At 70.8% G+C, this 25,817-nt stretch carries 22 protein-coding genes and 1 pseudogene; 13 read left to right on the forward strand and 10 right to left on the reverse strand.

The genetic code is table 11. The features are described 5' to 3' along the window. Positions 1–65 precede the first annotated feature (65 nt). The 6 genes from NF681_03640 to NF681_03665 all read right to left on the reverse strand — a co-directional run bounded on the left by NF681_03640 (position 66) and on the right by NF681_03665 (position 8,342). Complete coding sequence (locus NF681_03640; protein UST55851.1) at positions 66–1,346, reverse strand: beta-ketoacyl-[acyl-carrier-protein] synthase family protein; 1,281 nt, start codon at positions 1,344–1,346, stop codon at positions 66–68. A gap of 65 nt (positions 1,347–1,411) precedes the next feature. Next, positions 1,412–1,726, reverse strand: coding sequence for a phosphopantetheine-binding protein (locus NF681_03645; GenBank protein ID UST54318.1), 315 nt, complete (start codon positions 1,724–1,726; stop codon positions 1,412–1,414). Positions 1,727–1,773: 47 nt separating this feature from the next. After that, positions 1,774–2,613, reverse strand: a complete 840-nt coding sequence (locus NF681_03650; protein ID UST54319.1) for an alpha/beta hydrolase — start codon at positions 2,611–2,613, stop codon at positions 1,774–1,776. A gap of 10 nt (positions 2,614–2,623) precedes the next feature. Beyond that, positions 2,624–5,755, reverse strand: a complete 3,132-nt coding sequence (locus NF681_03655) for a CusA/CzcA family heavy metal efflux RND transporter (protein UST54320.1) — start codon at positions 5,753–5,755, stop codon at positions 2,624–2,626. After that, positions 5,752–7,005 (reverse strand): efflux RND transporter periplasmic adaptor subunit, encoded by a 1,254-nt coding sequence (locus NF681_03660; GenBank protein UST54321.1) that lies wholly within the window; start codon positions 7,003–7,005, stop codon positions 5,752–5,754. Before NF681_03660 ends, NF681_03655 begins: the two co-directional genes overlap by 4 nt. After that, positions 7,002–8,342, reverse strand: coding sequence for a TolC family protein (locus NF681_03665; protein ID UST54322.1), 1,341 nt, complete (start codon positions 8,340–8,342; stop codon positions 7,002–7,004). Before NF681_03665 ends, NF681_03660 begins: the two co-directional genes overlap by 4 nt. Positions 8,343–8,483: 141 nt before the next feature. Between NF681_03665 and NF681_03670 the strand changes: the two genes are divergently transcribed. Both NF681_03670 and NF681_03675 read left to right on the forward strand, forming a co-directional pair. After that, the gene (locus tag NF681_03670) at positions 8,484–9,173 is read left to right on the forward strand and encodes a response regulator transcription factor (protein ID UST54323.1); all 690 of its coding nucleotides are present in this window, start codon (positions 8,484–8,486) and stop codon (positions 9,171–9,173) included. After that, positions 9,170–10,612: a sensor histidine kinase N-terminal domain-containing protein gene (locus NF681_03675; GenBank protein UST54324.1), complete on the forward strand. Its 1,443-nt coding sequence runs from the start codon at positions 9,170–9,172 to the stop codon at positions 10,610–10,612. The genes NF681_03670 and NF681_03675 overlap by 4 nt, the downstream gene beginning before the upstream one ends. A 48-nt stretch (positions 10,613–10,660) precedes the next feature. Here the strand turns inward: NF681_03675 and NF681_03680 are convergent, their stop codons facing one another. Both NF681_03680 and gstA read right to left on the reverse strand, forming a co-directional pair. Beyond that, on the reverse strand, positions 10,661–11,764 hold the full coding sequence (locus tag NF681_03680) for an alkene reductase (protein ID UST54325.1): 1,104 nt from the start codon (positions 11,762–11,764) through the stop codon (positions 10,661–10,663). Between the two features lie 61 nt (positions 11,765–11,825). Further along, complete coding sequence (gene gstA, locus NF681_03685) at positions 11,826–12,446, reverse strand: glutathione transferase GstA (protein ID UST54326.1); 621 nt, start codon at positions 12,444–12,446, stop codon at positions 11,826–11,828. A 226-nt stretch (positions 12,447–12,672) separates the two neighbouring features. On the opposite strand from gstA, the gene NF681_03690 reads away from it, so the two are divergent. The 7 genes and pseudogenes from NF681_03690 (at position 12,673) to NF681_03720 (ending at position 19,144) form a co-directional block, all read left to right on the forward strand. Then, entirely contained in the window at positions 12,673–12,858 is a 186-nt protein-coding gene (locus NF681_03690) for a DUF1328 domain-containing protein (protein UST54327.1), read from the forward strand. 122 nt (positions 12,859–12,980) lie between these two features. Next, positions 12,981–14,930, forward strand: coding sequence for a tRNA uridine-5-carboxymethylaminomethyl(34) synthesis enzyme MnmG (mnmG, locus tag NF681_03695; protein ID UST54328.1), 1,950 nt, complete (start codon positions 12,981–12,983; stop codon positions 14,928–14,930). Continuing rightward, on the forward strand, positions 14,927–15,619 hold the full coding sequence (rsmG, locus tag NF681_03700) for a 16S rRNA (guanine(527)-N(7))-methyltransferase RsmG (protein UST54329.1): 693 nt from the start codon (positions 14,927–14,929) through the stop codon (positions 15,617–15,619). The genes mnmG and rsmG overlap by 4 nt, the downstream gene beginning before the upstream one ends. Positions 15,620–15,824: 205 nt before the next feature. Further along, positions 15,825–16,439, forward strand: coding sequence for a LysE family translocator (locus tag NF681_03705; GenBank protein ID UST54330.1), 615 nt, complete (start codon positions 15,825–15,827; stop codon positions 16,437–16,439). A 91-nt stretch (positions 16,440–16,530) separates the two neighbouring features. Continuing rightward, positions 16,531–17,286: pseudogene (locus NF681_03710) on the forward strand (AAA family ATPase). A 215-nt stretch (positions 17,287–17,501) separates the two neighbouring features. After that, entirely contained in the window at positions 17,502–18,101 is a 600-nt protein-coding gene (locus NF681_03715; protein UST54331.1) for an alpha/beta hydrolase, read from the forward strand. Positions 18,102–18,106: 5 nt separating this feature from the next. Next, positions 18,107–19,144 (forward strand): ParB/RepB/Spo0J family partition protein, encoded by a 1,038-nt coding sequence (locus NF681_03720; protein UST54332.1) that lies wholly within the window; start codon positions 18,107–18,109, stop codon positions 19,142–19,144. 30 nt (positions 19,145–19,174) lie between these two features. Here the strand turns inward: NF681_03720 and NF681_03725 are convergent, their stop codons facing one another. Then, positions 19,175–20,602 carry an FAD-binding protein gene (locus NF681_03725; protein UST54333.1) on the reverse strand — a complete coding sequence of 476 codons (1,428 nt, stop codon included), beginning with the start codon at positions 20,600–20,602 and terminating at the stop codon, positions 19,175–19,177. 86 nt (positions 20,603–20,688) lie between these two features. On the opposite strand from NF681_03725, the gene NF681_03730 reads away from it, so the two are divergent. Further along, complete coding sequence (locus tag NF681_03730) at positions 20,689–21,276, forward strand: cob(I)yrinic acid a,c-diamide adenosyltransferase (GenBank protein ID UST54334.1); 588 nt, start codon at positions 20,689–20,691, stop codon at positions 21,274–21,276. Positions 21,277–21,421: 145 nt separating this feature from the next. Continuing rightward, positions 21,422–21,889, forward strand: a complete 468-nt coding sequence (locus NF681_03735; GenBank protein ID UST54335.1) for an RcnB family protein — start codon at positions 21,422–21,424, stop codon at positions 21,887–21,889. Positions 21,890–21,957: 68 nt separating this feature from the next. Here NF681_03735 and NF681_03740 read toward each other — a convergent pair whose 3' ends face one another. Further along, entirely contained in the window at positions 21,958–22,239 is a 282-nt protein-coding gene (locus NF681_03740; protein ID UST54336.1) for a hypothetical protein, read from the reverse strand. Between the two features lie 312 nt (positions 22,240–22,551). Between NF681_03740 and NF681_03745 the strand changes: the two genes are divergently transcribed. Together NF681_03745 and NF681_03750 are read left to right on the forward strand one after the other, a co-directional pair. Continuing rightward, positions 22,552–23,301: a hypothetical protein gene (locus tag NF681_03745; GenBank protein UST54337.1), complete on the forward strand. Its 750-nt coding sequence runs from the start codon at positions 22,552–22,554 to the stop codon at positions 23,299–23,301. Positions 23,302–23,380: 79 nt separating this feature from the next. Then, positions 23,381–25,816, forward strand: a complete 2,436-nt coding sequence (locus tag NF681_03750; protein UST54338.1) for a YjbH domain-containing protein — start codon at positions 23,381–23,383, stop codon at positions 25,814–25,816. The last annotated feature ends 1 nt before the right edge of the window (position 25,817 follow it).

The raw sequence follows: 25,817 nt of genomic DNA on the forward strand, positions 1-25,817 counted from the left end.
ATCGCGTCGGGCGGGGATGGACGGCGCGGGACCGCCACGGTCGTGGCGGCCGTCCCGTCGCGGTTTCAGTCGACCCGGGACGCGATCAGCACCGCGTTCGTGCCGCCGAAGGCGAACGAATTGGACATGGCATGGCGCAGTCCCGGCGCCGCGCGCGCGGCGCCGCGCAGGAAGTCCAGCGGGCGGGCGGCGAAGGCCGGGTCGGGCGCGTCCAGGTGGGCGGTCGGCGGCAGCAGGCCGCGCGCGAGCGCGCGCAGCGCGGCGACGAGTTCGAGCGCGCCCCCGCCGCCCAGCAGGTGGCCGTGGATGGCCTTGGTGGAACCCACCGGCACGCCGCTGCCGAACACCTCGTGCATCGATGCCGCCTCGGCCGCATCGCCGGCGCCGGTGGCCGTGCCGTGCGCGTTGAGGTAGCCGATGTCGACGGGACGCAGGCCGGCGTCCCGTAGGGCGGCGCGCATCGCGCGGACCTGGCCGGCGGCGTCGGGATGGGTCAGGTGCACGCCGTCGCAGTTGGTGGCGTAGCCCGACAGCATCGCCGAGGGGGCGCGACCCCGGCCGCGCGCATGCGCCTCGGATTCGATCACCAGCGCCACGGCGCCCTCGCCGAGCGCGAAGCCCGCGCGGTCGGCTGAGAAGGGTCGGCACGCGGTCTCCGGCGCGCCCGCCGGTGGCGGCGCGACGACGCGCATCGCCTGCCAGCCCGCCAGCGTGCTGGGCACCAGCATGGCGTCGTGTCCGCCGACGATGGCGACGTCGATCCAGCCGCCACGGATGGCGCGCATCGCCTCGCCGATCGCCACGGCCGAGGAGGCGCAGGCGCACGCGTAGCCCAGGGCCGCGCCCCGGGCGCCGAAATGCAACGCCAGCTCCGCCACGGCGGCGTTGGGCATGGTGGTGAGCACGGCGGTCGGACGCACGCGCCGGCCCTCGCCATAGAGGGCCCGCGTGGTGGCGTCGAAGGTGGCGGCCCCGGCCATGCCGCTGCCCCAGTACACGCCCAGTCGCTCGGGGTCCACGGCGGCACCGGCCAGGTCGGCGCCGGCCCAGGCGTCGCGCGCCGCGGCGACAGCCATGGCGGTGCCGCGGTCGAGCGGCAGGTTCGAATGGCCGCGCGCACCGTCGCTGTCGAAGTCGCACGGCGCGACGGCCAGATGCAGGGGTTCCAGCGCGCCGATGGTCACCGTGCGCGCCACCACCGCGGAGCGGCCGGTGAACAGCGCGGCGTCGAGCGCCTCGACCGTGCGGCCCAGCGGACTGACGAAGCCCAGGCCCGCGATGGCGATGCGCGGCGCGCGCGACAGGGGCGCGGGCACGGCGGGCGCCGACGTGTCGGTCGGCCGCATGCGGCGGCGCGCGACGCCCGCCGTGGGATGGACGCGTTTCATGGGGCGCGAGCGGCCGGCCGCGCTCAGGCCCGCGCGGTGCGCAGCGGCGCGCCGGACGCGACGCCCGGGACGACGGCGACGCTGGCGGTGTCCATCATCTCGTCGATCACCTCGCACAGGCGTCCGAGCGTCAGGCCGGCCGCGCGCGGGTCGAGGCGTTCCTCGGGAATGCGCAGGCGGAAGGCGTCCTCGACGGCGAAGACGAATTCCATCAGCGACAGCGACAGCGAGTCGAGTCCGAGCTCGACCAGCGTGCGCTCGGGCACGATGCGCTCGCGCGCCATGCGGAAGTCGGCCTGCAGGATGCCGGCGATGGAGTTGAAGGTGGGGGTGTTCACGGAGATCCTCCTGGAAGGGAGCGCGGTCGGGGAAGGAGCGGGCGCCCTCAGGCGGTGCCGTGGCTGACGGTGGTGGCGAACTCGAGCGTCTCGCGCACCACCTGGCGACGGTCGTTGTCGATGGTGATCATGTGGAAGCTGTTGCCCAGCACCACCGAGCGGAACGCCGCGCAGCCCAGGCCGCGCGCGAGGATGCCGAGGTTGCCGATGCCCGCGACCTCGTCCTGGCGCGCGTGCAGCGCCAGCACGCTGGGGCAGACCACGCGCGCGAGGTTGGCGCGCACGTGGCGCAGCAGCCGGTCGTGCTCGCGCAGGTGGCCCACGCCGATGACCGAGCTGCCGGCGCTGGAGACGCGGCGCGTGCGCAGCTCGCGCTCGATCCAGGCGCGCACGCGCTCGTTCTTCACCCCGTAGGGCGCCCGCTCGCGGTATTTCCAGAACCGCCCGAGCGGCGTGTAGAGCACCAGCGGCAGCAGGAAGCGCCAGCGCGGCACGGCCCAGCCGTCGAAGCGCAGCGTGGTCGACATCAGCACCAGCGCGTCGACCCGCGCGCCGCAGCGGATCGCCGCGGCCAGCGCGAGGGAGGCGCCGGCGGAGATCCCGACCAGCATCACGCGGTCGTGCGTGGCGCGCAGCGCGTCGATCTCGTGCTCGAGGGCGTCGATCCAGCGCTCGCTGCGCGAGGCCCGCTGGACGTCGAGCGTCGGATCGAAGGAATAGCCCGGGATGTCCATCGGCCGCACCGTGCAGCCCAGGTCCCCCAGCGAGGTCTCCACCGAGCGCAGTTCGTCGGCGGTGCTGCACAGGCCGTGCAGCAGGACCGCCGCCATGCGCCGGGGCTCGACCTGGCGCGGGACCGGCGCATCGGGGACATCGAGCGGATTCATGCGGGCACCTTCACGCGACGTGTTCGGCAGCCGGATCGATGGGGCCCGGACGGGTCCTGCGCGCCGGCGCGGACGGCTTGTCGCCCGCGCGCGGCGCGAACCACGAGACGTACAGCGCCGGCAGCACCACCAGGGTGAGCAGCGTGGCCGTGAACAACCCGCCGATCACCACGATGGCCAGTGGCCGCTGGGTCTCCGAGCCGATCTCGTGGGACAGCGCCATCGGCAGCAGGCCCAGCGCCGCGAGCATGGCGGTCATGAGCACCGTGCGCAGGCGCTGCATCGAGCCCAGGCGCACCGCCTGGACCACGTCGTGGCCCTCGTTGCGCAGCTGCTGGAACACCGACAGCATCACCACCCCGTTGAGCACCGCCTGACCCGACAGCGCGATGAAGCCGATGGCCGCAGACACCGACAGCGGGATGCCGAAGACGCCCAGCGCCACGAAGCCGCCGATGAGCGCCAGGGGCACGTTCATCAGGATGAGCGAGGCGATCTTGAGCGACTTGAAGGCGTCGAACAGCAGCACGAAGATCAGCAGCAGCGAGATCGGCACGACCACCGCGAGGCGCTTCATCGCGCGCTCCTGGTTCTCGAACTCGCCCGACCAGTTGACCTGGTAGCCCGGGGGCACCACCACGTTCTGCTCGACGCGCGCCTTCATGTCGGCCACCACCGAGCCCATGTCGCGCCCGGCGATGAAGATGCCGATGGCGGTGGTGCGGCGGCCGGACTCGCGGGCGATGTTCATCGCGCCGGTGGTCTCGCGCACGTTGACCACGTCGCCCAGCGTCACGAAGCCGCCGTCGGGCGTGGCGATGGGGGTGCGGCGCAGGTTGGACATGACGCGCTCGTCGGGCGGCAGGCGCACGGCGACGGCGAACTTGCGCTCGCCCTCCCACAGGCTGGTCGCGGCCTTGCCGGCGAGCGCCGCCTCGATCACGTCCTGGATGTCGCCCACGTTGAGGCCGTAGCGCGAGGCACGGTCGCGGTCGATGTCCAGCAGCAGCTGCGGCACCTGGCCGTCGCGGTCGATCTCCGCGCGGACCACGCCCTGGACCTGCTTGGCTTCGCGGGCGATCTGGTCGGTGGTCTGCTTCATCAGCGCGAGGTCGTCGCCGGCCAGCTTGATCACGATCTGGCCCTTGATCTGGGAGATCGACTCCAGCACGTTGTCGCGGATGGGCTGGGAGAACGCCGGATCGATGCTCGGGATGGCCGACAGCACCCGGTTCATCTCCTCGGTGATCTTCGCCTTCGTCATGCCCTTGCGCCATTCCTCCTCGGGCTTGATGTCCACGAAGATCTCGGCCATCGAGATGGTCTTGGGGTCGGTGCCGTCCTCGGGCTGGCCGGCCTTGGAGACGGTGGTGCGCACCTCCGGCACGGTCAGCAGCGCCTTGCGCGCCATGTGCAGGATGCGCGAGGCCTCCTGCGTCGAGACGTTGGGCGAGAGCGTGAAGTTGACCCAGGTCGTGCCCTCGTCGAGTTCGGGCAGGAACTCCGAGCCCAGCCGCGCGGCCACCACCGTCGTCAGGGCGAAGGCGGCCACCGCGATCACCATCACCGTGCGGCGGCGGCGCAGCGCCCAGTCCAGGATCGGCGCGTAGAAGTGCTTGGCGCCGCGCACCACGCGGTTGTCGCCGTGCGGCAGCTTCTTGCGCAGCATCCAGAAGGCCAGCAGCGGCACCAGGGTGAGCGAGAAGATCAGCGAGCCGATCAGCGCCGAGGTCACCGACAGCGCCATCGGCTGGAAGATCCGGCCCTCGTGGCGCTGCAGCGCGAAGATCGGGATGTGCGCGGCGATGATGATCAGCATCGAGAACAGCGTCGGGCGGCCGACCTCGGTGACCGCCTTGACGATCACGGAGCGCCGCTCCTGCGGGTCCATGGTCTCCTTCTTCTCGGCCAGGCGGTGCATGATGTTCTCGATCACGATCACCGCGCCGTCCACGATGATGCCGAAGTCCATGGCCCCCAGCGACAGCAGGTTGGCCGGCACGCCCATGATCTTCAGGCCCATGAAGGTCGACAGCAGCGCCAGCGGGATCACCACCACCACCGCCAGGCTGGCGCGGAAGTTCGACAGGAACACGTAGAGCACCACCGCCACCAGCAGCGCGCCCTCGACCAGGTTGCGGAACACGGTGGAGAGGGTCTTCTCCATCAGCCAGGTGCGGTCGTAGAACGGCACAATCTGCACGCCCGGGGGCAGGGCGCGCGCGTTCATGTCGGCGATCTTGTCCTTCACGCCCTTCAACACCACGCTCGGGTTCTCGCCCTTTCGCATGATGACGATGCCGGTGACGACGTCGTCGTCGTTGTCCTGGCCGACCACGCCCAGGCGCGGCACGGCGCCGATCTTCACCTGGGCGATGTCGCGGATCAGGATCGGGGTGCCGTTGCGCGCGGCCACCACGATGCGGCCGATGTCGTCGGACGACTGCAGCAGGCCCAGGCCGCGGATGGTGTACTGCTGCGCGCCCTGACGCACGTAGCTGCCGCCGGCGTTGGAGTTGCCGCGGCCCAGCGCGTCGAGCAGGTTCTGGAACGTGACCTTGTACGCGCGCAGCTTGTCGAGGTCGGGCTGGACCTCGTACTGCTTGATGGCGCCGCCCATGGCCACCACGTCGGCCACGCCGGGCACCTGGCGCAGGCCGCGCTCCACGGTCCAGTCCTCCAGCGTGCGCAGCTCGGTGGTGGACAGGCCGTCGCCGCGCAGGCGGTAGCGCATGATCTCGCCGACCGGCGTGGCGTTGGGCGCGATGTCGGCCTCCACGCCCTCGGGCAGGTCGACGCCGCGCAGGCGCTCGGCGACCTGCTGGCGCGCGAGGTTGACCTCGGCCTTGTCGTCGTACGTGACGACGGTGAAGGACAGGCCGAACTGGGTGTGGGAGAACACCCGGATCGAGTTGGGCAGGCCGGCGAGCGCCACCTCGATGGGCAGCGTGACCTGCTTCTCGACCTCCTCGGCGGCACGGCCGGGGAACAGCGAGATCACCGTGACCTGGGTGTCGGTCACGTCCGGGAAGGCCTCCACCGACAGGTTCTTGAACGCGAAGACGCCCGCCATCGCGAACAGCAGCGTGCCCAGGACGATGAACAGCGGCTGGTGCAGGGCGTACTGGACGAGGCGCTTCATGGCTTGGCCGTTCCGCTGGCGGCCGAAGCCCTGGCGGCGGCGGGGGCGGTGCCCCCGGCCGGCGTGGCGGGCCGCGCGTCCTCGCGCGCCACGGCGAACTGGCGCGCCAGCAGCAGCGCGTTGTCCGCCACCACCTGCTCGCCCACGGCGAGGCCGCTCGCGATGACCACCTCGCGCGTGCCGGTGTGGCCGATCTTCACGCGGCGCGGCTCGAACACGCCGGGCTGGGTCTGCACGTAGACGGTCTGGTTGTTGCCCTCGAGCGTGACCGCGCGCGCCGGCACCACCGTGCCCGTGAGCACCTCGTCGACCAGGGCGGTCACCAGCATCTCGCCCTTCAGGCGGCGGTCGGTGTTGGCGATCACGCCGCGGATCTTGATGGTGCGGGTGGTCGGGTCGATGAAGTCGGAGGCCGCCGCGACGCGGCCGGTGAAGCTCTCGCCCGGATAGGCCGGCACCTGCACGGTGAAGGTGGCGCCCTTCTGCAGGCTGCCGATGTCGTTTTCCTTGGCGTCGATCTGCACCCACAGCGAGGTCGGGTCGGTCACCACGAACAGCGCCTGCGTGCCGGGGCCCGACTGGTCGGGACGCAGCTCCTGGCCGGGGTTGAGGTTGCGCTCGACCACCACGCCGTTGATGCCCGCGCGGATGCCGAAGCGCTGGTTCACACCCATGCCGCCGCCGTACATCGTGGTGCGGGCGCCGGCGCGCGAGGCCTCGGCCTGCGAGCGGGCGGATTCGGCCTCGGCCTGCTCCAGGTCCTTGCGGGCGATGATGCCGGCCTGGAACAGCTCGCGCTGGCGCTCCAGGTTCTTGCGCGAGAACGACGCGTCGGCCTGCGCCTTGGCGGTGTCGGCCTGGGCGATGCCGAAGTCCGGCGAGGCCAGCTGGGCGAGCAGGTCGCCCGCCTTCACGCTCTGGCCGACGTCGGCCCGGATGTCGGTGACGCGGCCGGCGAAGGGCGCGAACACGCGCTGCGTGCGCTCCTCGTTCCAGACCAGGCGCCCGGGCAGGTCGACGCTCACGCTCCGGGCGGCGGTGGCGGGCACCACGGCCAGCAGCTTGAGCTGCGGATGGTCGGGCGCGAAGCGGATCTGGTTGCCCTGCACGATGGGCGCGGGCGGCTCGGTGTTGACCGGGGGCGCCTCGCGCCCGCCGCAGCCCGCGAGCATCAGCATGGCGGCGAAGGCGACGGCCGCGAACCCGGTGGACCGCGACGGCGGGACGGGGGTGAGGAGGGAGGTGGTCATGGTGTGGGCGAGGTTTGGGTGCGCAGGCGCCAGGCGAGCGTGGCCTTGGCGTGATCGACGCGGGCGTTGATGGCGTCGAGCTGGGTGGCGCGCAGCGTGCGGCGCGCGTCGAGCAGGTCGGTCAGCGACAGGGCGCCGCGGCGGTAGGCCAGCTCGGCGTTGTCGGCGAGCTTCTGGGCGCCGCCGAGGATGTCGCGCTGGAACACCTGCAGGCGCCGCGCGTTCGACTCGGCCTCGGCGCGCAGGCGCTGGAGTTCGAGCCGGGCGTCGTTGCGCGCGCGATCCAGGTTCTCCTGGGTCTGCGTGTAGACCGCCAGGGCACGGCCGATCTCGCCCTCGGCGCGGTAGTTGAACAGCAGCGGGATCGAGGCGCGCACTTCCAGCAGGCGGTTCGACGTGGTCGGGTAGCGCTCGAGCGACGCGCCGATGGTGACGTCGGCCGTGCGCTGCGCCTGGGCGTTGTCCAGCGAGGCGCTCGCCGAGGCCACGCGGGCGCGCGCCGCGCGGATGTCGGCGCGGTTCTCGATCAGCGTGTCGAGGTCGACCTCGCCGGCCGTGCCGTACGGCAGCATCCCCAGCACCGGCCAGTCGGTGCCGGCGAGGCGTCCGCGCACCGCCGCGGTGGCGCCCAGGATCCGCGCCAGCACCAGCTGGGCGCGGTCGCGGTCGAGTTCGGCCGCGCGCAGGTCGACGGCGCTGCGCTGGGCCTCGACCTCGGTGCGGGCGGCTTCCTGCGCCGGCAGGTCGCCGGCCTGCACGCGGCGCGTGGCGGTGCCCGCGAGCTGCGAGGCGCTGCGCTCGATGGCGTTGATCTCGACGATGCGCTCCTGCGCGCCGAGCAGGTCGTAGAAGGCGCTGCCGGCGACGAGCTGCTGGTCGAGCTGCACGTCGTCGATGTCGAAGCGCGCGGCATCGGCGGCGCGTTCGGCCGCGGCGGTGCGCGCGGCGCGCTTGCCGCCGCGCTCCCAGGTCCAGTCCACGCCCACCGAGCTGTCCACGCGCTTGCGCGCGAGGCCGCCCGTGCCGACGCCGTTCTGCAGGTCGATCGAGGCCGCCTTGGCCGTGAGCACCGGCGAGGGCGCGTGATCGGCCGCGAGGATGTCGGCGCGCGCGGCCGACAGGGCCAGGCGCGAGGCGCTCACGTCGGGGTTCTCGCGCGCGGCGCGCAGCACCTCGTCGAGCGTCAGCGGCGCGGGCAGCACGGCGGCGACCGACGCGGGGATGACCGCCGCCCCGGAGACCGTCGGGGTCGAGGGGGCGAGGGGGGCCGAGGAGGGGCCCTGCCGCGCCGGGAAAGGCTGCGGCGCGGTGGAAGGAAGTTGCTGGGCGAGCGCCATGCCGCTCGTCCCCGCGATCCAGAATGCCGCCCATGCGGCTTGCCGTCGTATGCTCATGCCGCGTTTATCGCGCCCTCCTGCTGACGCGTGGCTGACCGCCGCGCGGTGGCCCGCTCTTTCCTTATCCCTGCGAGACTTTCCGTGCGAATCCTGCTGGTCGAAGACGATGCCGTGCTGCGCGACGTGATGCTGCGCAGCCTCGCGGACGCGGGCCACCGCGTGGACGTGGCGACGAACGTCGAGGACGCCGACCACCTCTGGCGCATCCAGCCTTTCGACGCCGTGCTGCTGGACCTCACGCTGCCGGCCTATGCCGGGCCCGCCGGCATCCTGGGCAGCGGCCTTACGGTGCTGCGCCGCGCCCGCGCGCGAGGCGACCGCACGCCGGTGCTGGTGCTCACCGCGCGCGACCGCACCGACGAGCGCATCGCCGGCCTCGACGCCGGGGCCGACGACTACCTGGGCAAGCCCTTCGACCTGGCCGAGGTCGAGGCGCGGCTGCGTGCCCTGGTGCGCCGCGCGATCGGCACCGACGACATCGCCGTGCTCGGCGCCCTGCGCCTGGACCGCAAGGCGCGGCGCTTCGCGGTCGACGACCAGCTGCTCGAACTGCCGGCGCGCGAATTCGAGGTGCTGTGGGAGCTGATGAGTCCGCCCGGGCGCACCGTCAGCAAGCGCACGCTGTCCGACAAGCTGTCCACCTTCGACGAGGCCCTGGGCGACAACGCCCTGGAGGCCTTCATCTCGCGCCTGCGCAAGAAGCTCGCCGGCAGCGGCGCCAGCATCCGCACGCTGCGCGGCATCGGCTACCTGCTCGAACCCGGCCGATGAGCGCCGTCCACGACGCGGCGCCGGCCCCGGTCGCCCGGGCGCGCTGGCGCGCGGCGCCCGGGCGGCGGCGCGCGCCCTCCCTCACCGCGCGGGTGCTGCGCGGCGTGCTGCTGCCGCTGGCGCTGACCTGGCTGCTGGGCTCGGGGCTGTCGCTGGGCGTGGCCAACTACTTCACCGGCCAGGCCTTCGACCGCGCGATGCTCGACGATGCCTATTCCGTCTCGGCCAACGTGCGCGCGGGCGGCGCGCGGGGCATGGAATTCCTGCTGACGCCGCGCGAGATCACCAGCGTGCTGTTCGACCAGTCCGAGGCGGTGTTCTTCGCCGTCATGCGCCCCGACGGCTCGCTCATCGCCGGCCATGCCGGACTGCAGGCGCCCGAACCGGTCGCGAACGCGCGCTACCGCTTCTCGGACGTCGTCTACCAGGGACGTTCGCTGCGCGCCGTGGTGCTGGAGAACCCCGACCCGGAGCAGGCGTTCCACGTCGTCATCGCGCAGACCACCCGGGCGCGCCGCGCCATGATCGAGCGGCTGCTGCTCTACACGCTGGTGCCCGAGATGCTGGTGCTGACGCTGCTGGCGGCCTGGCTGTGGCGCAGCATCGGGCGCGAGCTGCATCCGCTGCGCGACCTGCAGCGCGCGCTCGACCGGCGCGACGCCAACGACCTGTCGCCGGTGCCGGTGGCGCGCACCTCGCGCGAACTCGAACATCTGGGAGAGGCCGCCAACTCGCTGCTCGAACGCCTCGACCACAGCGTGCGCGCGCAGCGCGAGTTCGCCGGCAACGTCGCGCACGAACTGCGCACGCCGCTGGCCGGCATCCGCGCGCTGGCCGACTACGGCCTCGCGCAGAAGTCGCCGGCGGTCTGGCGGGAGCAGCTCGAGCGCATCGCGCAGAGCCAGTCGCGCGCGAGCCACCTGGTCGACCAGCTGCTGGCGCTGGCGCTGGCCGACGAGGGCCGCGCGACGCTGCGCCGCGAGCCGGTGCGCCTGGACCTGCTGGTCGAGCAGGCCGTGATGCGCCACCTCGCGCGCGCCGATGCGCAGGGCGTGGACCTGGGCGCACGGGGCCTGGACGCGCCGGTCACGATGGAGGCCAACACGGCGCTGGTCGAAGGCATCCTGGACAACCTGATCGACAACGCGCTGCGCTACGGCGGGCGCACCATCACGGTCGAACTCGCCGGCTCGACGCTCGCCGTGGCCGACGACGGCCCCGGCATCCCGAAGGCGGCGCAACGCGACCTCGTGCGGCGCTGGGCGCAGGGCGCGGCCGGCCAGAAGCTGGGACAGGGCGCGGGCCTGGGGCTGGCCATCATCGCGCGCTACACGACGCTGCTGGACGCGCAGCTCAGCTTCGGCACCACGCCCGGGAGCACCGGCCTGCGGGTCGAGGTGACCTTCGCGCCCTGGGACCACGCCGCGCCGGCCGGCTGAGGCCGGTGGGCCGGCCGGGGCGACCGCGCACCGCGCGGTCCCGTCGGCTCAGTCGAGCGTGGGGTAGTCGGTGTAGCCGTGCTCGCCGCCGCCGTACATCGTGGCCTTGTCGGGCTTGTTGAGCGGAGCGCCTTCGCGCAGCCGGCGCACGAGGTCGGGATTGGCGATGTACGGGCGGCCGAAGGCCACCAGGTCGGCGCCTTCCTCGACGGCCTGCTCGGCCAGGGCCTTGTCGTAGCCGTTGTTGACCATCCAGGCCCCACGGCCGCCGGCCGTGCGGTAGGCGGCTTCCAGGGCGTCGTAGTCGAAGGGCCGGTCGTCGAGTTCGCGCTTGCCGCCGGTGGCGCCCTCGATCACGTGCACGTAGGCCAGACCGAGGGTGGCGAGCTGCTGGACGAGGTGGGTGAACAGCGGCTGCGGATCGTCGTCCTGGGCGTCGTTGGCGGGCGTGACGGGCGACAGCCGGATGCCGGTCCTGCCGCCGCCGATGGCGTCGGCCACCGCGCGCGTGATCTCCAGCGTCAGGCGGGCGCGGTTCTCGATGCTGCCGCCGTAGTCGTCGGTGCGCTGGTTGCTGCCGCTCTTGAGGAACTGGTCGAGCAGGTAGCCGTTGGCGGCATGGATCTCGACGCCGTCGAACCCGGCGGTCTCGACGGCATTGCGCGCCGCCGCGGCGAAGGTGTGGACGATGCCGGGCAGCTCGCCGACGTCGAGCGCGCGCGGCTCGGACGTGTCGACGAATTCCGCCTTGCCGTCCTTGATCAGCACGGTCTGCGCCTTGGCGCGGATGGCCGAGGGCGCCACCGGGGCGCCGCCGTCGGGCTGCAGCTCGGTGTGCGAGATGCGCCCGACGTGCCAGAGCTGCACGACGATCCGGCCGCCGGCCGCGTGCACGGCATCGGTCACGTGCTTCCAGCCGTCGAGTTGCTCGGTGCCGTAGAGGCCGGGAACGTCGGAGTAGCCCTGGCCCTGGTGGCTGACGGCGGTGGCTTCGGTGACGATCAGGCCGGCGGTGGCACGCTGCGCGTAGTAGGTGGCGGTGATGTCGCGCGGGATGGCGTCGGGGGAGCGGTTGCGCGTCAGGGGTGCCATGACGACGCGGTTGGCCAGTTGCAGGTCGCCGAACTGGACCGGTTCGTAGAGGGAGGTCATGCCGAAATCTTCCTGGGAAATGTCGATGGAGCGGTCGATGGAGCGGTCGAGGCAGCGCGCGTTACTTCGCCGATGCCTTGGCGGCGGCTTCCGCGGCCATGGCTTCCTTGACCGCCGGGCGCTCGCCGATGCGGGCGTGCCAGGCCTGCACCTGCGGGTACGCGGCGAGGTCCACGCCGGTGGGCTTGGCCCAGTTGGTCACGGTGAACAGGTAGGCGTCGGCCACGGAGAAGTGGTCGCCCATCAGGAACTGCTTGCCGGTGAGCTGCTGCTCGATCCATTCGTAGCGCTTGGCCAGCTTGGCGCGGGCCTGCGTCTTGGTCTCGTCGGGCGTGGCGGGATTGAACATCGGGCTGAAGCCCTTGTGGACCTCGGTGCCGATGAAGTTGAGCCATTCCTGCAGGCGGTAGCGCGGCAGCGTGCCGTTGGCCGGCGCCAGGTTCTTCAGGGGCACCTGGTCGGCGATGTACTGGACGATCACCGGGCCCTCGCGCAGCAGCGTGCCGTCGTCGAGTTCGAGCAGCGGCACGTAGCCCAGCGGATTGATGGCGTAGTAGTCGCTGCCGTCGGCGAGCTGGTGGCTCTTGGTGCTGGCGAGCACGGGTTCAAACGCGAGACCGGCTTCGATGAGGACGATGTGCGGCGACAGCGAACAGGCGCCCGGCGAGAAATACAGCTTCATGGATCGATTCCTTGAGGGGATGAGGGAAGGGGAGAAAGAGGGAAGGGCGGGTGACGAAGATGGGGGAACGGCCTGCATTCTGCAAGCGGACGACGGCGGATCGGGCGACCCTCATGCCATCGCGTTTTTGTCCTACGGGTGGCCGCGCGGGCCGGCCGTGCGGCGTCCGGACCCCTGTTCTACGCTGTATGCATGCGTGGCACGCCGTCGCGCCAAAGGAGCCTCCATGTTGAAGTACGCCATCGTTTTCGCGGTCATTTCACTCATCGCCGGTGCCCTGGGCTTCGGCGGCGTCGCCGCTGGTGCCGCTGGCATCGCCAAGGTCCTGTTCGGTCTGTTCCTGGTCCTGGCCGTGATCTTCCTGGTGCTCGCCGCACTGGGCGTGGGCGCGGTGCGCAAAGCGATCGACTGACGCGCCGGTCGCAGCGGGAGGTGGCCCCACGGGCCACGCCTCCGAGGTCGCACGCTTAAAATTGCGACCCCGTCTCCCACGGAGACTCCACCGCCGCGCACGCGATAGTGCGCTCCCTCCACATGCTTTATCCCGAAGAATTCGACGTGATCGTCGTCGGCGGCGGCCATGCCGGCACCGAAGCGGCTCTCGCGTCCGCCCGCATGGGCGCCAAGACCCTGCTGCTCACCCACAACATCGAGACGCTGGGGCAGATGAGCTGCAACCCGTCGATCGGCGGCATCGGCAAGGGCCATCTGGTGCGCGAGGTCGACGCGCTCGGCGGCGCGATGGCCCTGGCAACGGACGAGTCGGGCATCCAGTTCCGCATCCTCAATTCCAGCAAGGGGCCGGCCGTGCGCGCGACCCGCGCCCAGGCCGACCGCGTGCTCTACAAGGCCGCGATCCGCCGGCGCCTGGAGAACCAGCCGAACCTCAGCCTGTTCCAGCAGGCCGTGGACGACCTGATGGTGGAGGGCGACCGCGTGGTGGGCGCCGTGACGCAGGTCGGCATCGCCTTCCGCGCGCGGACGGTGGTGCTCACCGCCGGTACCTTCCTCGACGGGCGCATTCACGTCGGCCTGGACAACTACCAGGCCGGGCGCGCTGGCGATCCCCCCGCGGCGACGCTGTCGGCGCGGCTGAAGGAACTCAAGCTGCCGCAGGCGCGCCTGAAGACCGGCACGCCGCCCCGGCTCGACGGCCGCAGCATCGACTTCTCGCGCTGCGTCGAGCAGCCCGGCGACGGCATGCCGGGCGGCGCCACGGCCGCCATGCCGGTCTTCAGTTTCATGGGCGATGCGGCCATGCACCCGGCCCAGATGCCGTGCTGGATCACCCACACCAACGCCCGCACGCACGAGATCATCCGTTCCGGTTTCGACCGCAGCCCCATGTTCACCGGCAAGATCGAGGGCATCGGTCCGCGCTATTGCCCGAGCGTGGAAGACAAGATCAACCGCTTCGCCGACAAGGAAAGCCATCAGATCTTCCTGGAGCCCGAAGGCCTGACGACCAACGAGTACTACCCCAACGGCATCTCGACCAGCCTGCCGTTCGACATCCAGCTCCAGCTCGTGCGGTCGATGGCGGGCCTGGAGAACGCGCACATCCTGCGTCCCGGCTACGCCATCGAGTACGACTATTTCGACCCGCGCGAGCTCAAGAGCAGCTTCGAGACACGCGCCATCCAGGGCCTGTTCTTCGCCGGCCAGATCAACGGCACCACGGGCTACGAGGAGGCCGCGGCGCAAGGACTGTTCGCCGGCATCAACGCCGCGCTGCAGTGCCGGGGCGAGGACGCCTGGCTCCCGCGCCGCGACGAGGCCTACCTGGGCGTGCTGGTCGACGACCTCATCACCAAGGGCGTGACCGAGCCCTATCGCATGTTCACCAGCCGCGCGGAGTTCCGGCTGCAGCTGCGCGAGGACAACGCCGACATGCGCCTGACCGAAGCCGGTCGCCGACTCGGCCTGGTGGACGATGCGCGCTGGGACGCTTTCTCGCGCAAGCGCGACGTTGTTTCACGTGAAACACAGCGCCTGAAATCGACCTGGGTGAATCCCCGCAACCTGCCGGCCGCCGAATCGGAGCGCGTGCTGGGCAAGGCGATCGAGCGTGAATACAACCTCGGCGATCTCCTGCGGCGCCCGGACGTGACCTACGAAGCGCTCATGTCGCTCGATGGAGGACGCTACCTGCCGAAGACGCCGCTGGGTGCCGTGGAGGTGGAGCAGGTCGAGATCTCGGCCAAGTACGCGGGCTACATCGATCGACAGCACGACGAGGTCGAGCGCGCGTCGCATTTCGAGACGCTGCGTCTGCCGGCCGATTTCGACTACGCCCAGGTCACGGCGTTGAGCTTCGAGGTGCGGCAGAAGCTGGCGCGTCAGCGGCCCGAAACGCTCGGACTGGCCTCGCGCATTTCCGGCGTCACGCCGGCGGCCATTTCGCTGTTGATGGTTCACCTGCGCAAGGGAGGCCACCGCGCGTTCGCCGACGACACGGCCACCACGGCGGTGGTGGCCGAATGAGCCAGGATGCCGCGTTGCGAGAGGGCGCCAAGGCGCTCGGCGTCGAATTGACCGAGCGCCAATGCGAGCGGCTGCTGGCCTACGGCGCGTTGATCCTGAAGTGGAACAAGGTCTACAACCTGACGGCCCTCCGCGACCCGTCCCTGGTGCTCACGCACCATCTGCTCGACAGCCTCTCGGTCATCGAGCCCTTGCGGCGCGAGAAGCCGGCAGCGACGCGAACGGCCCATGGTGCTGGTGCGGGGCCGGGGCAGGGCGATGCCGGGCGGATGCGGCTGATCGACGTCGGCGCCGGTGCCGGACTGCCGGGCGTCGTGATCGCCATCCTGCGCGACGACATCCACGTCACGTGCGTGGATGCCGTGGCCAAGAAGGCCGCGTTCGTGCAGCAGGTGGCGGTCGAGCTGGGGTTGCCCAACCTGCGTGGTCTGCACGCACGTGTGGAGACGCTCTCGGGCGCCTACGATGTCGTCAGTTGTCGGGCCTTCGCGTCGCTGGTCGACTTCTGCGACGGCTCCCGCCAGCTGCTCGCGACAACGGGCGTATGGATGGCCATGAAGGGCAAGATGCCGGACGAGGAAATGGCGGCGCTGTCCGCCGATGTCGATGTGTTTCACGTGGAACCATTGCGTGTACCGGGTCTCGATGCCGAACGCTGCCTGGTGTGGGCGCGCGCCAGGACGGCCTGAAGCCGGTGCCTTCTTCCAGGTACGGGCGGCGAGTGTTCCACGTGAAACATGCTGCATCGCGCGCGTCGCTCGTTGGCCGATCGTTCCCGCAACGCGCCTGAGATTCCCGGCGATTGCGTTCGGCAACACATGCGGCGAGGCGGTCGCAATGGCCGTGGCTTAGACTCGGCCTCCTTTCATCCGCCCGGTCAACCAGGAAAATTCCATGTTCGGCATTGCTGATTACGGCGCTTTTGTGGTGGCCATCGTCGTGTTCCTGTTGATTCCCGGGCCGGGCAATCTGGCCCTCGTCACGTCGACCGGCAAGGGCGGCATCAGGGGCGGGCTGGCGGCGACCTTCGGCGTCATCGCCGGCGATCAGGTGCTGATGTGGCTGGCGGTGGCGGGCGTCGCCGCGCTGCTGGCGGCCTATCCGGCGGCCTTCCATGCCGTGCAGTGGCTGGGCGCCGTCTACCTCGCCTGGCTGGGCTTCAAGATGCTGCGCGCCAAGCCCGGCGATGCGCCCATCCTGAACATCCGGCCCCGGCAGTTCTTCCGCCAGGCGCTGTTCATCACGCTGCTCAATCCGAAGGCCATCGTGTTCTACATGGCGTTCTTTCCGCTGTTCGTCGATCCGGCCCGCCACCAGGGCCTGACGACCTTCGCCGTCATGGCGCTGACCATCGCCGTGCTGACCTTCCTGTACGGCACGTGCGCCACGCTGCTCACGCACTTCCTGGCCGAGCGCCTGCGCGCCAACCCGCGCGTGAGCAGCACGCTCGAGAAGATCGCCGGCGTATTCCTGATCGCGTTCGGCATCAAGCTCGCCATCAGCCGCTAGGGCCGGCGCGACGATCGCGCACCGCTTCCATCCCGCCTTCCAGTTTCCCGTCATCCCGTTCCTGTACGCACCGAAAGACATCGAGCAAGCCATGGCCAAGATTTTTTGCATCGCCAACCAGAAGGGCGGTGTCGGCAAGACCACCACCACCGTGAACCTGGCCGCCGGACTCGCCAAGGTGGGTCAGCGCGTGCTGATGATCGACCTCGATCCGCAGGGCAACGCCACCATGGGTTCGGGTGTCGACAAGCGCCAGCTGGAGCTCTCCGTGTACGACGTCCTGCTGGAGTCCGCCTCCGTGGCCGAGGCGCGCGTCCATTCGGAGCGTTGCGGCTACGACGTGCTGGGCGCCAACCGCGAACTCGCGGGCGCCGAGGTCGAGATGGTCGCGCTCGACCGGCGCGAGAAGCGCCTGCGCACCGCCCTGGCCGCCGTCGGCGCCGAGTACGACTTCATCCTCATCGACTGCCCGCCCAGTCTCAACCTGCTCACGCTCAACGGCCTGTGCGCCGCGCACGGCGTCATCGTGCCGATGCAGTGCGAGTACTTCGCGCTGGAAGGCCTGACCGACCTGGTCAACACCATCAAGCAGGTGCACGCCAACCTCAACAAGAACCTGCAGATCGTGAACCTGGTGCGCGTCATGTTCGATCCGCGCATCACGCTCCAGCAGCAGGTCAGCGAGCAGCTCAAGTCGCACTTCGGCGACAAGGTGTTCGACACCGTCATCCCGCGCAACGTCCGGCTGGCCGAGGCGCCGAGCTACGGCCTGCCGGGCGTGGTGTTCGACCCCTCGGCAAGGGGCAGCCAGGCCTTCGTCGCCTTGGCGAGCGAGCTGGTCGAGAAGATGCCGCCGGCGAGCATGTTCGCGCCGCTGTCCGCCGCGTCGTCGCCGGCCGCCAGGGCCAGGCAGGCGGGCAAGGGCGAGAAGCTTGAAAAGGGCGAGAAGACCGAGCAGGGGGACGAGGGCGGCAAGGGCGACAAGGGCGGCAAGGCCCAGGACGCCGCCGGACCCGGCGCGGGCAATGCCGCCAGACCGGCGACATCGACACGCGAATCGGCATGAGCGCGGCATCGGGCGACCCCACCGTGCTGCTGCTGCCCGGCTGGCACGACAGCGGCCCCACCCACTGGCAGAGCCGCTGGGAAGCCGTGCACGGCGACCACCGCGTCGAACAGCACGAGTGGGTGCGCCCGTTGCGCGGCGACTGGTCGATCCGGCTGGAGGAAGCGGTCATCGCGGCGCCGTCGCCGGTCGTGCTGGTGGCCCACAGCCTGGGTTGCCTGCTGGTGGCCGCCTGGGCCGCGCACTCGCGCCGGACCGACCGGGTGCGCGCCGCGCTGCTCGTCGCGCCGGCCGACCTGGAACGCGACGACCTGCGCCAGACCATTCCCGGCTGGGCACCCATCGTGCGCCAGCGCCTGCCGTTTCCCTCGCTGATGATCGCGGCCGGCGACGACCCGTATTGCGAGGCCGTCCGATCGCGCCAGCTGGCCACCGACTGGGGCGCCCGCTTCGTCGACGCCGCCGACATCCGATACGACCCCGTTCCTGCGGAGGGCGCCGCCGGCACCCACGCCGGCCACCTCAATCACGACTCCGGCCTGGGCGACTGGCCCGAGGGTCGTGCGCTGCTGAACGACTTCCTGAAAGAGCACTGAACGCGATGGCTACCAAGAAACTCAAGGGCCTCGGCCGCGGACTCGAAGCCCTGCTGGGTCCGACCTTCAACGCCGCCACCGGTGCCACCGGCGCCGACGACGGCGACGGCGACGGCGCCCCCGGCGCGGCGGAAGCCGGCCGGGCCGGCGACGGGCGTCCGGCCGCCAACGGCGCGCGCATCGATCCCTCCGTGCTGCGGCTCGACCAGATGGTCGCCGGCGCCTACCAGCCACGCACCCGCATGGACGAGGGCGCGCTCTACGAGCTGGCCGAGAGCATCAAGGCGCAGGGCATCATGCAGCCCATCCTCGTGCGCCGCCTGGAACCCGACCTGGCCGCGCTCAAGCACGCGGAATACGAAATCATCGCGGGCGAACGCCGCTTCCGTGCCGCCAAGCTCGCCGGACTCGACAGCGTGCCGGTGCTGGTGCGCGACGTCGCCAACGAGGCGGCGGCGGCCATGTCGCTGATCGAGAACATCCAGCGCGAGGACCTGAATCCGCTCGAAGAGGCCCAGGGCCTGCAGCGCCTGATCGAGGAGTTCGGCCTCACGCACGAGACCGCCGCGCAGGCCGTCGGCCGCTCGCGCAGCGCCGCCAGCAACCTGCTGCGCCTGCTCAACCTGGCCGAGGCCGCGCAGGCCATGCTGATGGCCGGCGACATCGACATGGGCCACGCGCGTGCGCTGCTGGCGCTCGACCGGGGCGCGCAGGTGACGGCGGCCACGCAGATCGCGGCGAAGAAGATGTCGGTGCGGGAGGCCGAGGCCCTGGTCAAGAAGCTGGCCGCCGACTTCGGCTCCGCGCCGTCGTCGGCCGCGTCGCGCCGTGCCGCGTCCGATGCCCTGGACAAGTCGGGCGACCTGAAGCAGGTCGAGCGCGAACTGGCCGACCTGCTGACCTCCGCCGTCGAGGTCCGCATCAAGAAGCGCACCCGTCATCGCGGCAACCGGGTGGTGGAGAGCGGCGAGCTGGCGATCCACTTCGGCTCGATGGAGGCCCTCAACGGCCTCATCGAGCGCCTGCGCAGGATGCCGGCCTGACACCCGGCCCGGCGCCCCGTCCGGGTCGGCTCAGAGGCTGAAGATCTTCCCGGGATTCATGATGTTCCGGGGGTCGAGGGCGCGCTTGATGACGCGCATGACATCGACCGCGCCGGCGCCGGCCTCGCTGACCAGGAAATCCATCTTGTGCAGGCCGATGCCGTGCTCGCCGCTGCAGGTGCCTTCCAGGGCGATGGCGCGCGTCACCAGCGCGTGATTGAGGCCTTCGGCGCGGGCACGCTCGGCGGCGTCGTCCGGATCGATCAGGTAGCCGAAGTGGAAGTTGCCGTCGCCCACGTGCCCGACCAGGAAGTAGGGGATGCCGCTGGCGTCCGCCTCGGCGACCGATTCGAGCAGGCAATCGGCCAGGCGCGAGATCGGCACGCAGGTGTCGGTGGAAATCGCGCGGCAGCCCGGCCGCGACTGGATGGCGGCGAAGTACGCGTTGTGCCGCGCCGTCCACAGCCGCGTGCGCTCCTCCGGCGTGGTCGCCCACTCGAAGGCGTTGCCGCCATGGCCGCTGGCGAGTTCCTGCACCAGTTCGGCCTGCTCCTTCACGCCCGAGGGCGAGCCGTGGAATTCCATCAGCAGCATCGGTTCCTCGCGCAGCCCCAGCCTGGCGTAGGCGTTGACCATGCGCACCGTGTTCGAGTCGATGAGTTCGACACGCGCGATCGGGACCCCCAACTGGATGATCTCGATGGTCGTGCGCACGGCCGCTTCGATGCTCGGGAACGAGCAGATCGCTGCCGACACGGCCTCGGGCAGCGGATAGATGCGCAGCGTCACCTCGGTGATCACGCCCAGCGTGCCCTCGCTGCCCACCATCAGGCGCGTGAGGTCGTAGCCGGCCGACGACTTGCGTGCCCGCGTGCCGGTGCGGATCACCTCGCCGGCGGCCGTGACCACCTCGAGGGCCAGCACGTTCTCGCGCATGGTGCCGTAGCGCACCGCGTTCGTGCCGCTGGCGCGCGTGGCCGTCATGCCGCCGATCGAGGCGTCGGCGCCGGGGTCGATCGGGAAGAACAGGCCCGTGCTCTTGAGTTCGTCGTTGAGCTGCTTGCGCGTGACGCCCGGCTGCACCGTCACCGTCAGGTCGTCGGCATCGATGGACAGCACCTGGTTCATGCGGCCCAGGTCGATACTGATGCCGCCCTGCACGGCCAGCAGGTGGCCTTCCAGCGAGGAGCCGACGCCGAACGGGATCACCGGCACGTCATGGTCGCCCGCCAGTCGCACGGCATAGGCCACGTCCTGCGTGCTCTCGGCGAAGACCACGGCGGCGGGCGGCGGCAGCTCGAAGGACGACTCGTCGCGCCCGTGCTGCGTGCGCACGGCCAGGGCGGTCGAGCAGCGTTCGGCGAAGCGTGCCTTGAGCGCGTCGATCAGCGCGGCCGGAACCTCGCGCTGCGCGGCCACGGGAGGGGCCAGGTGGGAGAGGGCGGCGGGAGCGTTCATGGCGAGGTTCCTCTGGGCCCGCGACGACAGCGCGGGCGGTCTAACATTCTATGAACCGCTTTCCAACCCTTCATCGGAGTCAACCCATGGGCAACCGCCTCACTCAGATCGCCACGCGCACCGGCGACGACGGCAGCACCGGCCTCGGCGACAACACCCGCGTCCCCAAGAGCCACCTGCGCGTGCACGCCATGGGCGACGTCGACGAGCTCAATTCCAACATCGGCGTGCTGTTGTGCGAGCCCATGCCCGACGCCGTGCGCGAGCTGCTCGTCGACGTGCAGCACCAGCTCTTCAACCTCGGTGGCGAGCTGTCGATGCCGGGCTACACCCTGCTCAAGGCCGAGGCCCTGCTGCAGCTGGACGAGGCCCTGGCCGACCACAACGCCGCGCTGCCGCGCCTGGCCGAGTTCATCCTGCCGGCGGGCACGCGCGCCGCCTCGCTGGCCCATGTGTGCCGCACGGTGGCGCGGCGCGCCGAACGCGCCGTCGTCGCGCTGGGTGCCGAGGAGACCGTGAACGACGCGCTGCGGCACTACCTCAATCGCCTGAGCGACCTGCTGTTCGTGCTCGCGCGCGTGCTCAACCGCATGGCGGGCGCCGATGGCGCCGGCGGCGACGACGTCTACTGGAAGAGCGAGCGCATGGCGCGCAGCGCCGAAGCGGCTTCCTGACCTACGCACGCCACCGCCACGCGGGCGCAAGCTACATCCGCTTACAGCCTTCACCGCGCGCGCACCGGCCGACGGCCTCGTCGATACACAGGGGCCGCACAGTGGAGTTTCCGCATCACGCAGACCTGAAAAGGACGTCTCCACCATGACCACTCCAGACTCCATCGGCACCATCGCCCGCCGCCCCGGCCGGCGCCTGCAACGCGTGGCCGTCGCCGCCTTGGCGCTGTTCATGGCCGCCGGCGGCGCGATGGCCCAGGGACGCTCGGGCGACGACCACCGTGGCCGTTCCGAGCACAAGGAACGCTTCGCGAACGGCCACGACAACCGCCGCGGCGACCGCGACGACCACCGCCACGATCGGTACGACCGCCAGGACTTCCGCGACGGCCGGCATTTCGATCGCCGTGGCTACGAGCCCCGTCCCGCCGAATGGCGGCGTGGCGGCCGCCTGCCGCCCGAATACCGCGGGCGCAACTACGTGGTGAACGACTATCGCGCGTACCGGCTGCAGCCGCCGCCGCGCGGCTACCAATGGGTGGGTGTCGGCGGCGAATTCGCCCTGGCCGCCATCGCCACCGGCATCATTGCGCAGATCATCGTGTCACGATGACGCGATGAATGTGGCCGGTCGCCCGGTCCAATGAAAAAAGCGCCGACATGTCGGCGCTTTTTTCTTGGTCAATTGTTTTCGCTGAAGACGACGGCGGGCGTCACCTGCGCCCGGACATTGCGTCCGGTGATGGTCAGTCGCAGACCGCCACCATGCCATTCCAGCCAATTCAGCGCCACGTAGGCGTCGATGTCGTCGCTGTCGATCAGATCGGCCTGGCGCTGCTTCAGGCGCTCCATGGTGAGTGGCAATCCCTGTCGCAGTCGCTCGCGGGCCAGGGCCGCCATGTCGGCCTTGAGGGAAAGGCGATTCGAAACCTGCTTTCGGGTCTGCATCGTTGCCGGAGCCATGGGACGTCCATTTCCTGAGGGATAAGAGGTGTGTACCAATGTACGCGTGGTCGTGCCATCGGCCTATCGATTTGCCGTTACCAAATCGCCACAGTCCCGCAAATTCCAATTCCGACCGCTCAAAGTCGGGGATTCCGTGAAATTGTGCTGATACACTCCTTTTTGAAAACGTTACCAAGTGTCAGTGTAATACTAAATATGTAATGCGCATTGGCCTTGGCAGATTGTTCACCCGTCCACTGGAGCATTAGATTGATTGCATCATTCCCGAAATCGGCGTTGGCCAAGGTTGCCTTTTCCGCCCTGACAGCCATGGCCCTGACGGCCTGCGGCGGCGGTGGTGGCGGCAGTGACAGCGCAAGCGGCGGCAACGGCGCCGGTGTCGGCCTCGCGGTCAACGGCACGGTCGCACGCGGCGCGGCCATCTCCAACGCCACCGTCCGGCTGTCCTGCGCCAACGGCGCCGAACTGTCGGCCACGTCGGGCACCGACGGCAGCTTCGGCACCAACCAGGCCGCCATCGTCTATCCCTGCATCGGCACCGCCACGGCCGGCACCCTGACCTACCGCGGCATCCTGTTCTCCAGTTCCACCGCCAACTTCACGCCGCTGACCGACCTGCTGGTGCAGACCGTGCTGGCCGCTTCCGCAAGCGGCGCGGCGTCGCTGACGCAGGCGGAATTCCTCGCCAAGATCCGCAGCGACAGCACCTTCGCGGCCAACGTGTCGTCGGCGGCTTCCGTGGTGGCGTTCCGCAACTCGGTGATCAACGTCATCAAGGCGCAACTGGTCGCATCGGGCCGGACCCAGGCCGAGGCGGACGCCATCCTCGCGGCCGGCACCAACTTCTACGACCAGCCCTTCACCATCGGCTCCGCGCTCGACCGCGTGCTCGACAACCTCGCCTCCCTGATCCAGAACGCCGACGGCAGCCTGCGCGCGACCATCCTCGCACTGATCAAGGCCGCGGGTGACCTGCTGGCCACGCCGCCGAGCGGTGGCGCCACGGGCGGCACCGGTGGCACGGGCGGCACGGGCGGGACCGGCGGCACCGGCGGCTGATCGCCCTCCGGGCTCCTCCCGCGACGGGCCATTCCAGGGCAGCTTCAAAGGCTGCCCTTTTCATTTGTCAGTTCGCTTCATGTCACTTTCTCGTGAAATCGGCGTGTTCAGGGTCAAGGCGACGGTCGGCGCGCTGCTGGTGTGGCCGGGCCTCGCGGGCGTGACCGCCCCGGCGTTCGCCCAGCAGCAGCCGATCGCGCCCACCCTCAACGCCAGCGGTGCATCGGGCCTGTCGGTCACGCCGACGGCGCTGCTGTTGCCGTGGGGCGCGCTGGGCCTCGCCTACGACAACCAGGTCGTGAGCGGTCCGGTCGACCGCGAGCACGGCACGCGCGGACACAACCTCGTCGCCGGCTTCGGACTCCTGCCCAACCTGGAGATCTCCGGGCGCATCGCCGCCAACACGCTCAACACCAACTGCTACACCGAGAACTGCGGCATCCGCGACCTCTCGTTCAACTTCAAGGCCGGCACGCCGCTGGACCGCGACAACCGCTGGCACATCGCCGCCGGCGCCACCGACCTGGGCGGACAGACCGGCAACTTCCGCTCCGTCTATGGCGTGCTCACCTACCGCCCCGTCGATCCGATCGACCTCTCCGCCGGCCTGGCGCGGCGCGGTGGGGCCGCGACGGTCACCACGCCGCTCGACGGCGTGTTCGCCAGCGCCGCCTACCGGCCGTTCTCCTGGCTGCAGACGCACGTCGAATACGCCGACAGCAAGGCCTGGGCGGGTGCCCGCGTGTACGCGCCGGCCACGTGGCTGCCCGCCGGCTGGCAGGCGCACGTCGGCGCCAACGTGCGCGTGCATGGCAGCGATCGCGTCACCTTCGCGGGCGGCGCCACGCAGCAGTCGGCGCGCGGCTGGGTCGGTGTGGGACTGAACATCCCGCTGTTCAAGGTGCCGACCACCGTGTCCGCCGCGCCCCGGCCACGCCTGGCGCAGGACGACGGCATGCCGGAGCCGCCACCGCGCCGGGTGTACTCGGCCAGCGGCCTGCCGGCATCGGCCACGCCGCTGGTGGCCGACCTCGCGCCGCCGGTGGTGGTGGCCAAGGCGCCGCCGTCGGCACGGGTCAACCTCGCGCCGCCAAGTGAGGGACCGAGTCCCGAGGCCCGCGCCGCCGCCGACGCCATGGCCCGCACCGCCGCCGCCCTGCCGAGCGTGGCGCCGGTGGACGACGCGCAGCTCGTGGCGCTGGGCGAGGCCCTGCGCGACAAGGGTTTCGAGGACATCGCCATCGGCCGCGCGGGCGACGGCGCCGTCGCCGTGCGCCTGAACAACGCCACCTACAACGCCAACACCGCCGACGGCCTGGGCGTGGCGCTGGGCGTGCTCGCGCGGCGGCTGGCCGACCAGCGCGCCGGCTACCGGCTGGTGCTGACGCAGCGCCAGCTCGCCATCGTGGGCGTGACCGGCCAGGCCGACTGCCTCGCGCAGTGGATCGCCCAGGGACCGCCGCGCTGCACCGCCGGCCAGCTCTACACGCCCGGCACGACCGGGCTGGAAGCGCTGCTGGCCGACACCCGCTGGGTGGTCGACGGGCGCGCCCCCAGCTGGGCCACGCCGCGCGTCATCCTGCAGCCGGTGCTGCGCACGGGCGTCGCGACCGAATACGGCGTGCTCGACCACTCGCTGGCCTTGCGCGCCATGCTGCAGCAGCCGCTGTGGCGCGGCGCGTGGGCGGAGGTGGCCGGCAACACGCCCCTCCACGAATCGAACGACTACAAGGCCGGCCAGGTCTTCGGCAACAGCCGCTTCGTCAGCCAGACCGACCGCTACATGGTCCACCAGATGTTCCGCGTGCCGGTGGAAAGCATGCTGGGGCAGCTGGTGCGCCTCACCAGCGGGCGCGAGAGCGTCGACCCCGAGAAGGCGCGCCAGACCGCCGAGCGCTGGGGCGCCGCCGCCCTGACCGCGCACGTGGCCACCGGCCGCATCGATGCCAACTACCGCGGCCACTACGGCGAACTGCGCTGGGAGCCGGGCGAGGGGCGCCACAAGTTCGGCGTGGAGGCCGGCCGCTTCCAGCGCGTGACCTACTACGACCCCAACCTGCCGATCAATTCCCGTACCGCGCTGGCGAACTACCGCTATGCCTTCACGCCCACGCGCACGTATTTCGAGGCCGCCGCCGGCCAGTTCCTCTACAACGACCGGGGCGTGCGGCTGGGCATCAAGCAGTGGTTCGACGACGTGGCCGTCACGGTGTACGTGCGCCACAGCAAGTTCGAGTACGCGGCGCAGGGGCGCACGTCGGCGGGCATCGAGGTCTCGTTGCCGCTGACGCCGCGCAAGGACATGTCGCCGACCGCGCCGGTGCAGGTGGTGGGCAATCCAAGGTGGTCCTACGGCATCGAGACGGTGGTGCGCGAGGACGCCAACGTGCTCAACACCACCCAGGGCGTCGGCTCGAACGTGTCGATGCTCGACCGGACGTTCAACTTCGACCGCGCCGGACTGGCCTATTTCGAAGACAACATGCCACGCATCCGCAGCGCTGCGGGCCGGTGAG

This window comes from Comamonadaceae bacterium OTU4NAUVB1 (assembly GCA_024372625.1).
Classification (GTDB): domain Bacteria; phylum Pseudomonadota; class Gammaproteobacteria; order Burkholderiales; family Burkholderiaceae_C; genus Variovorax.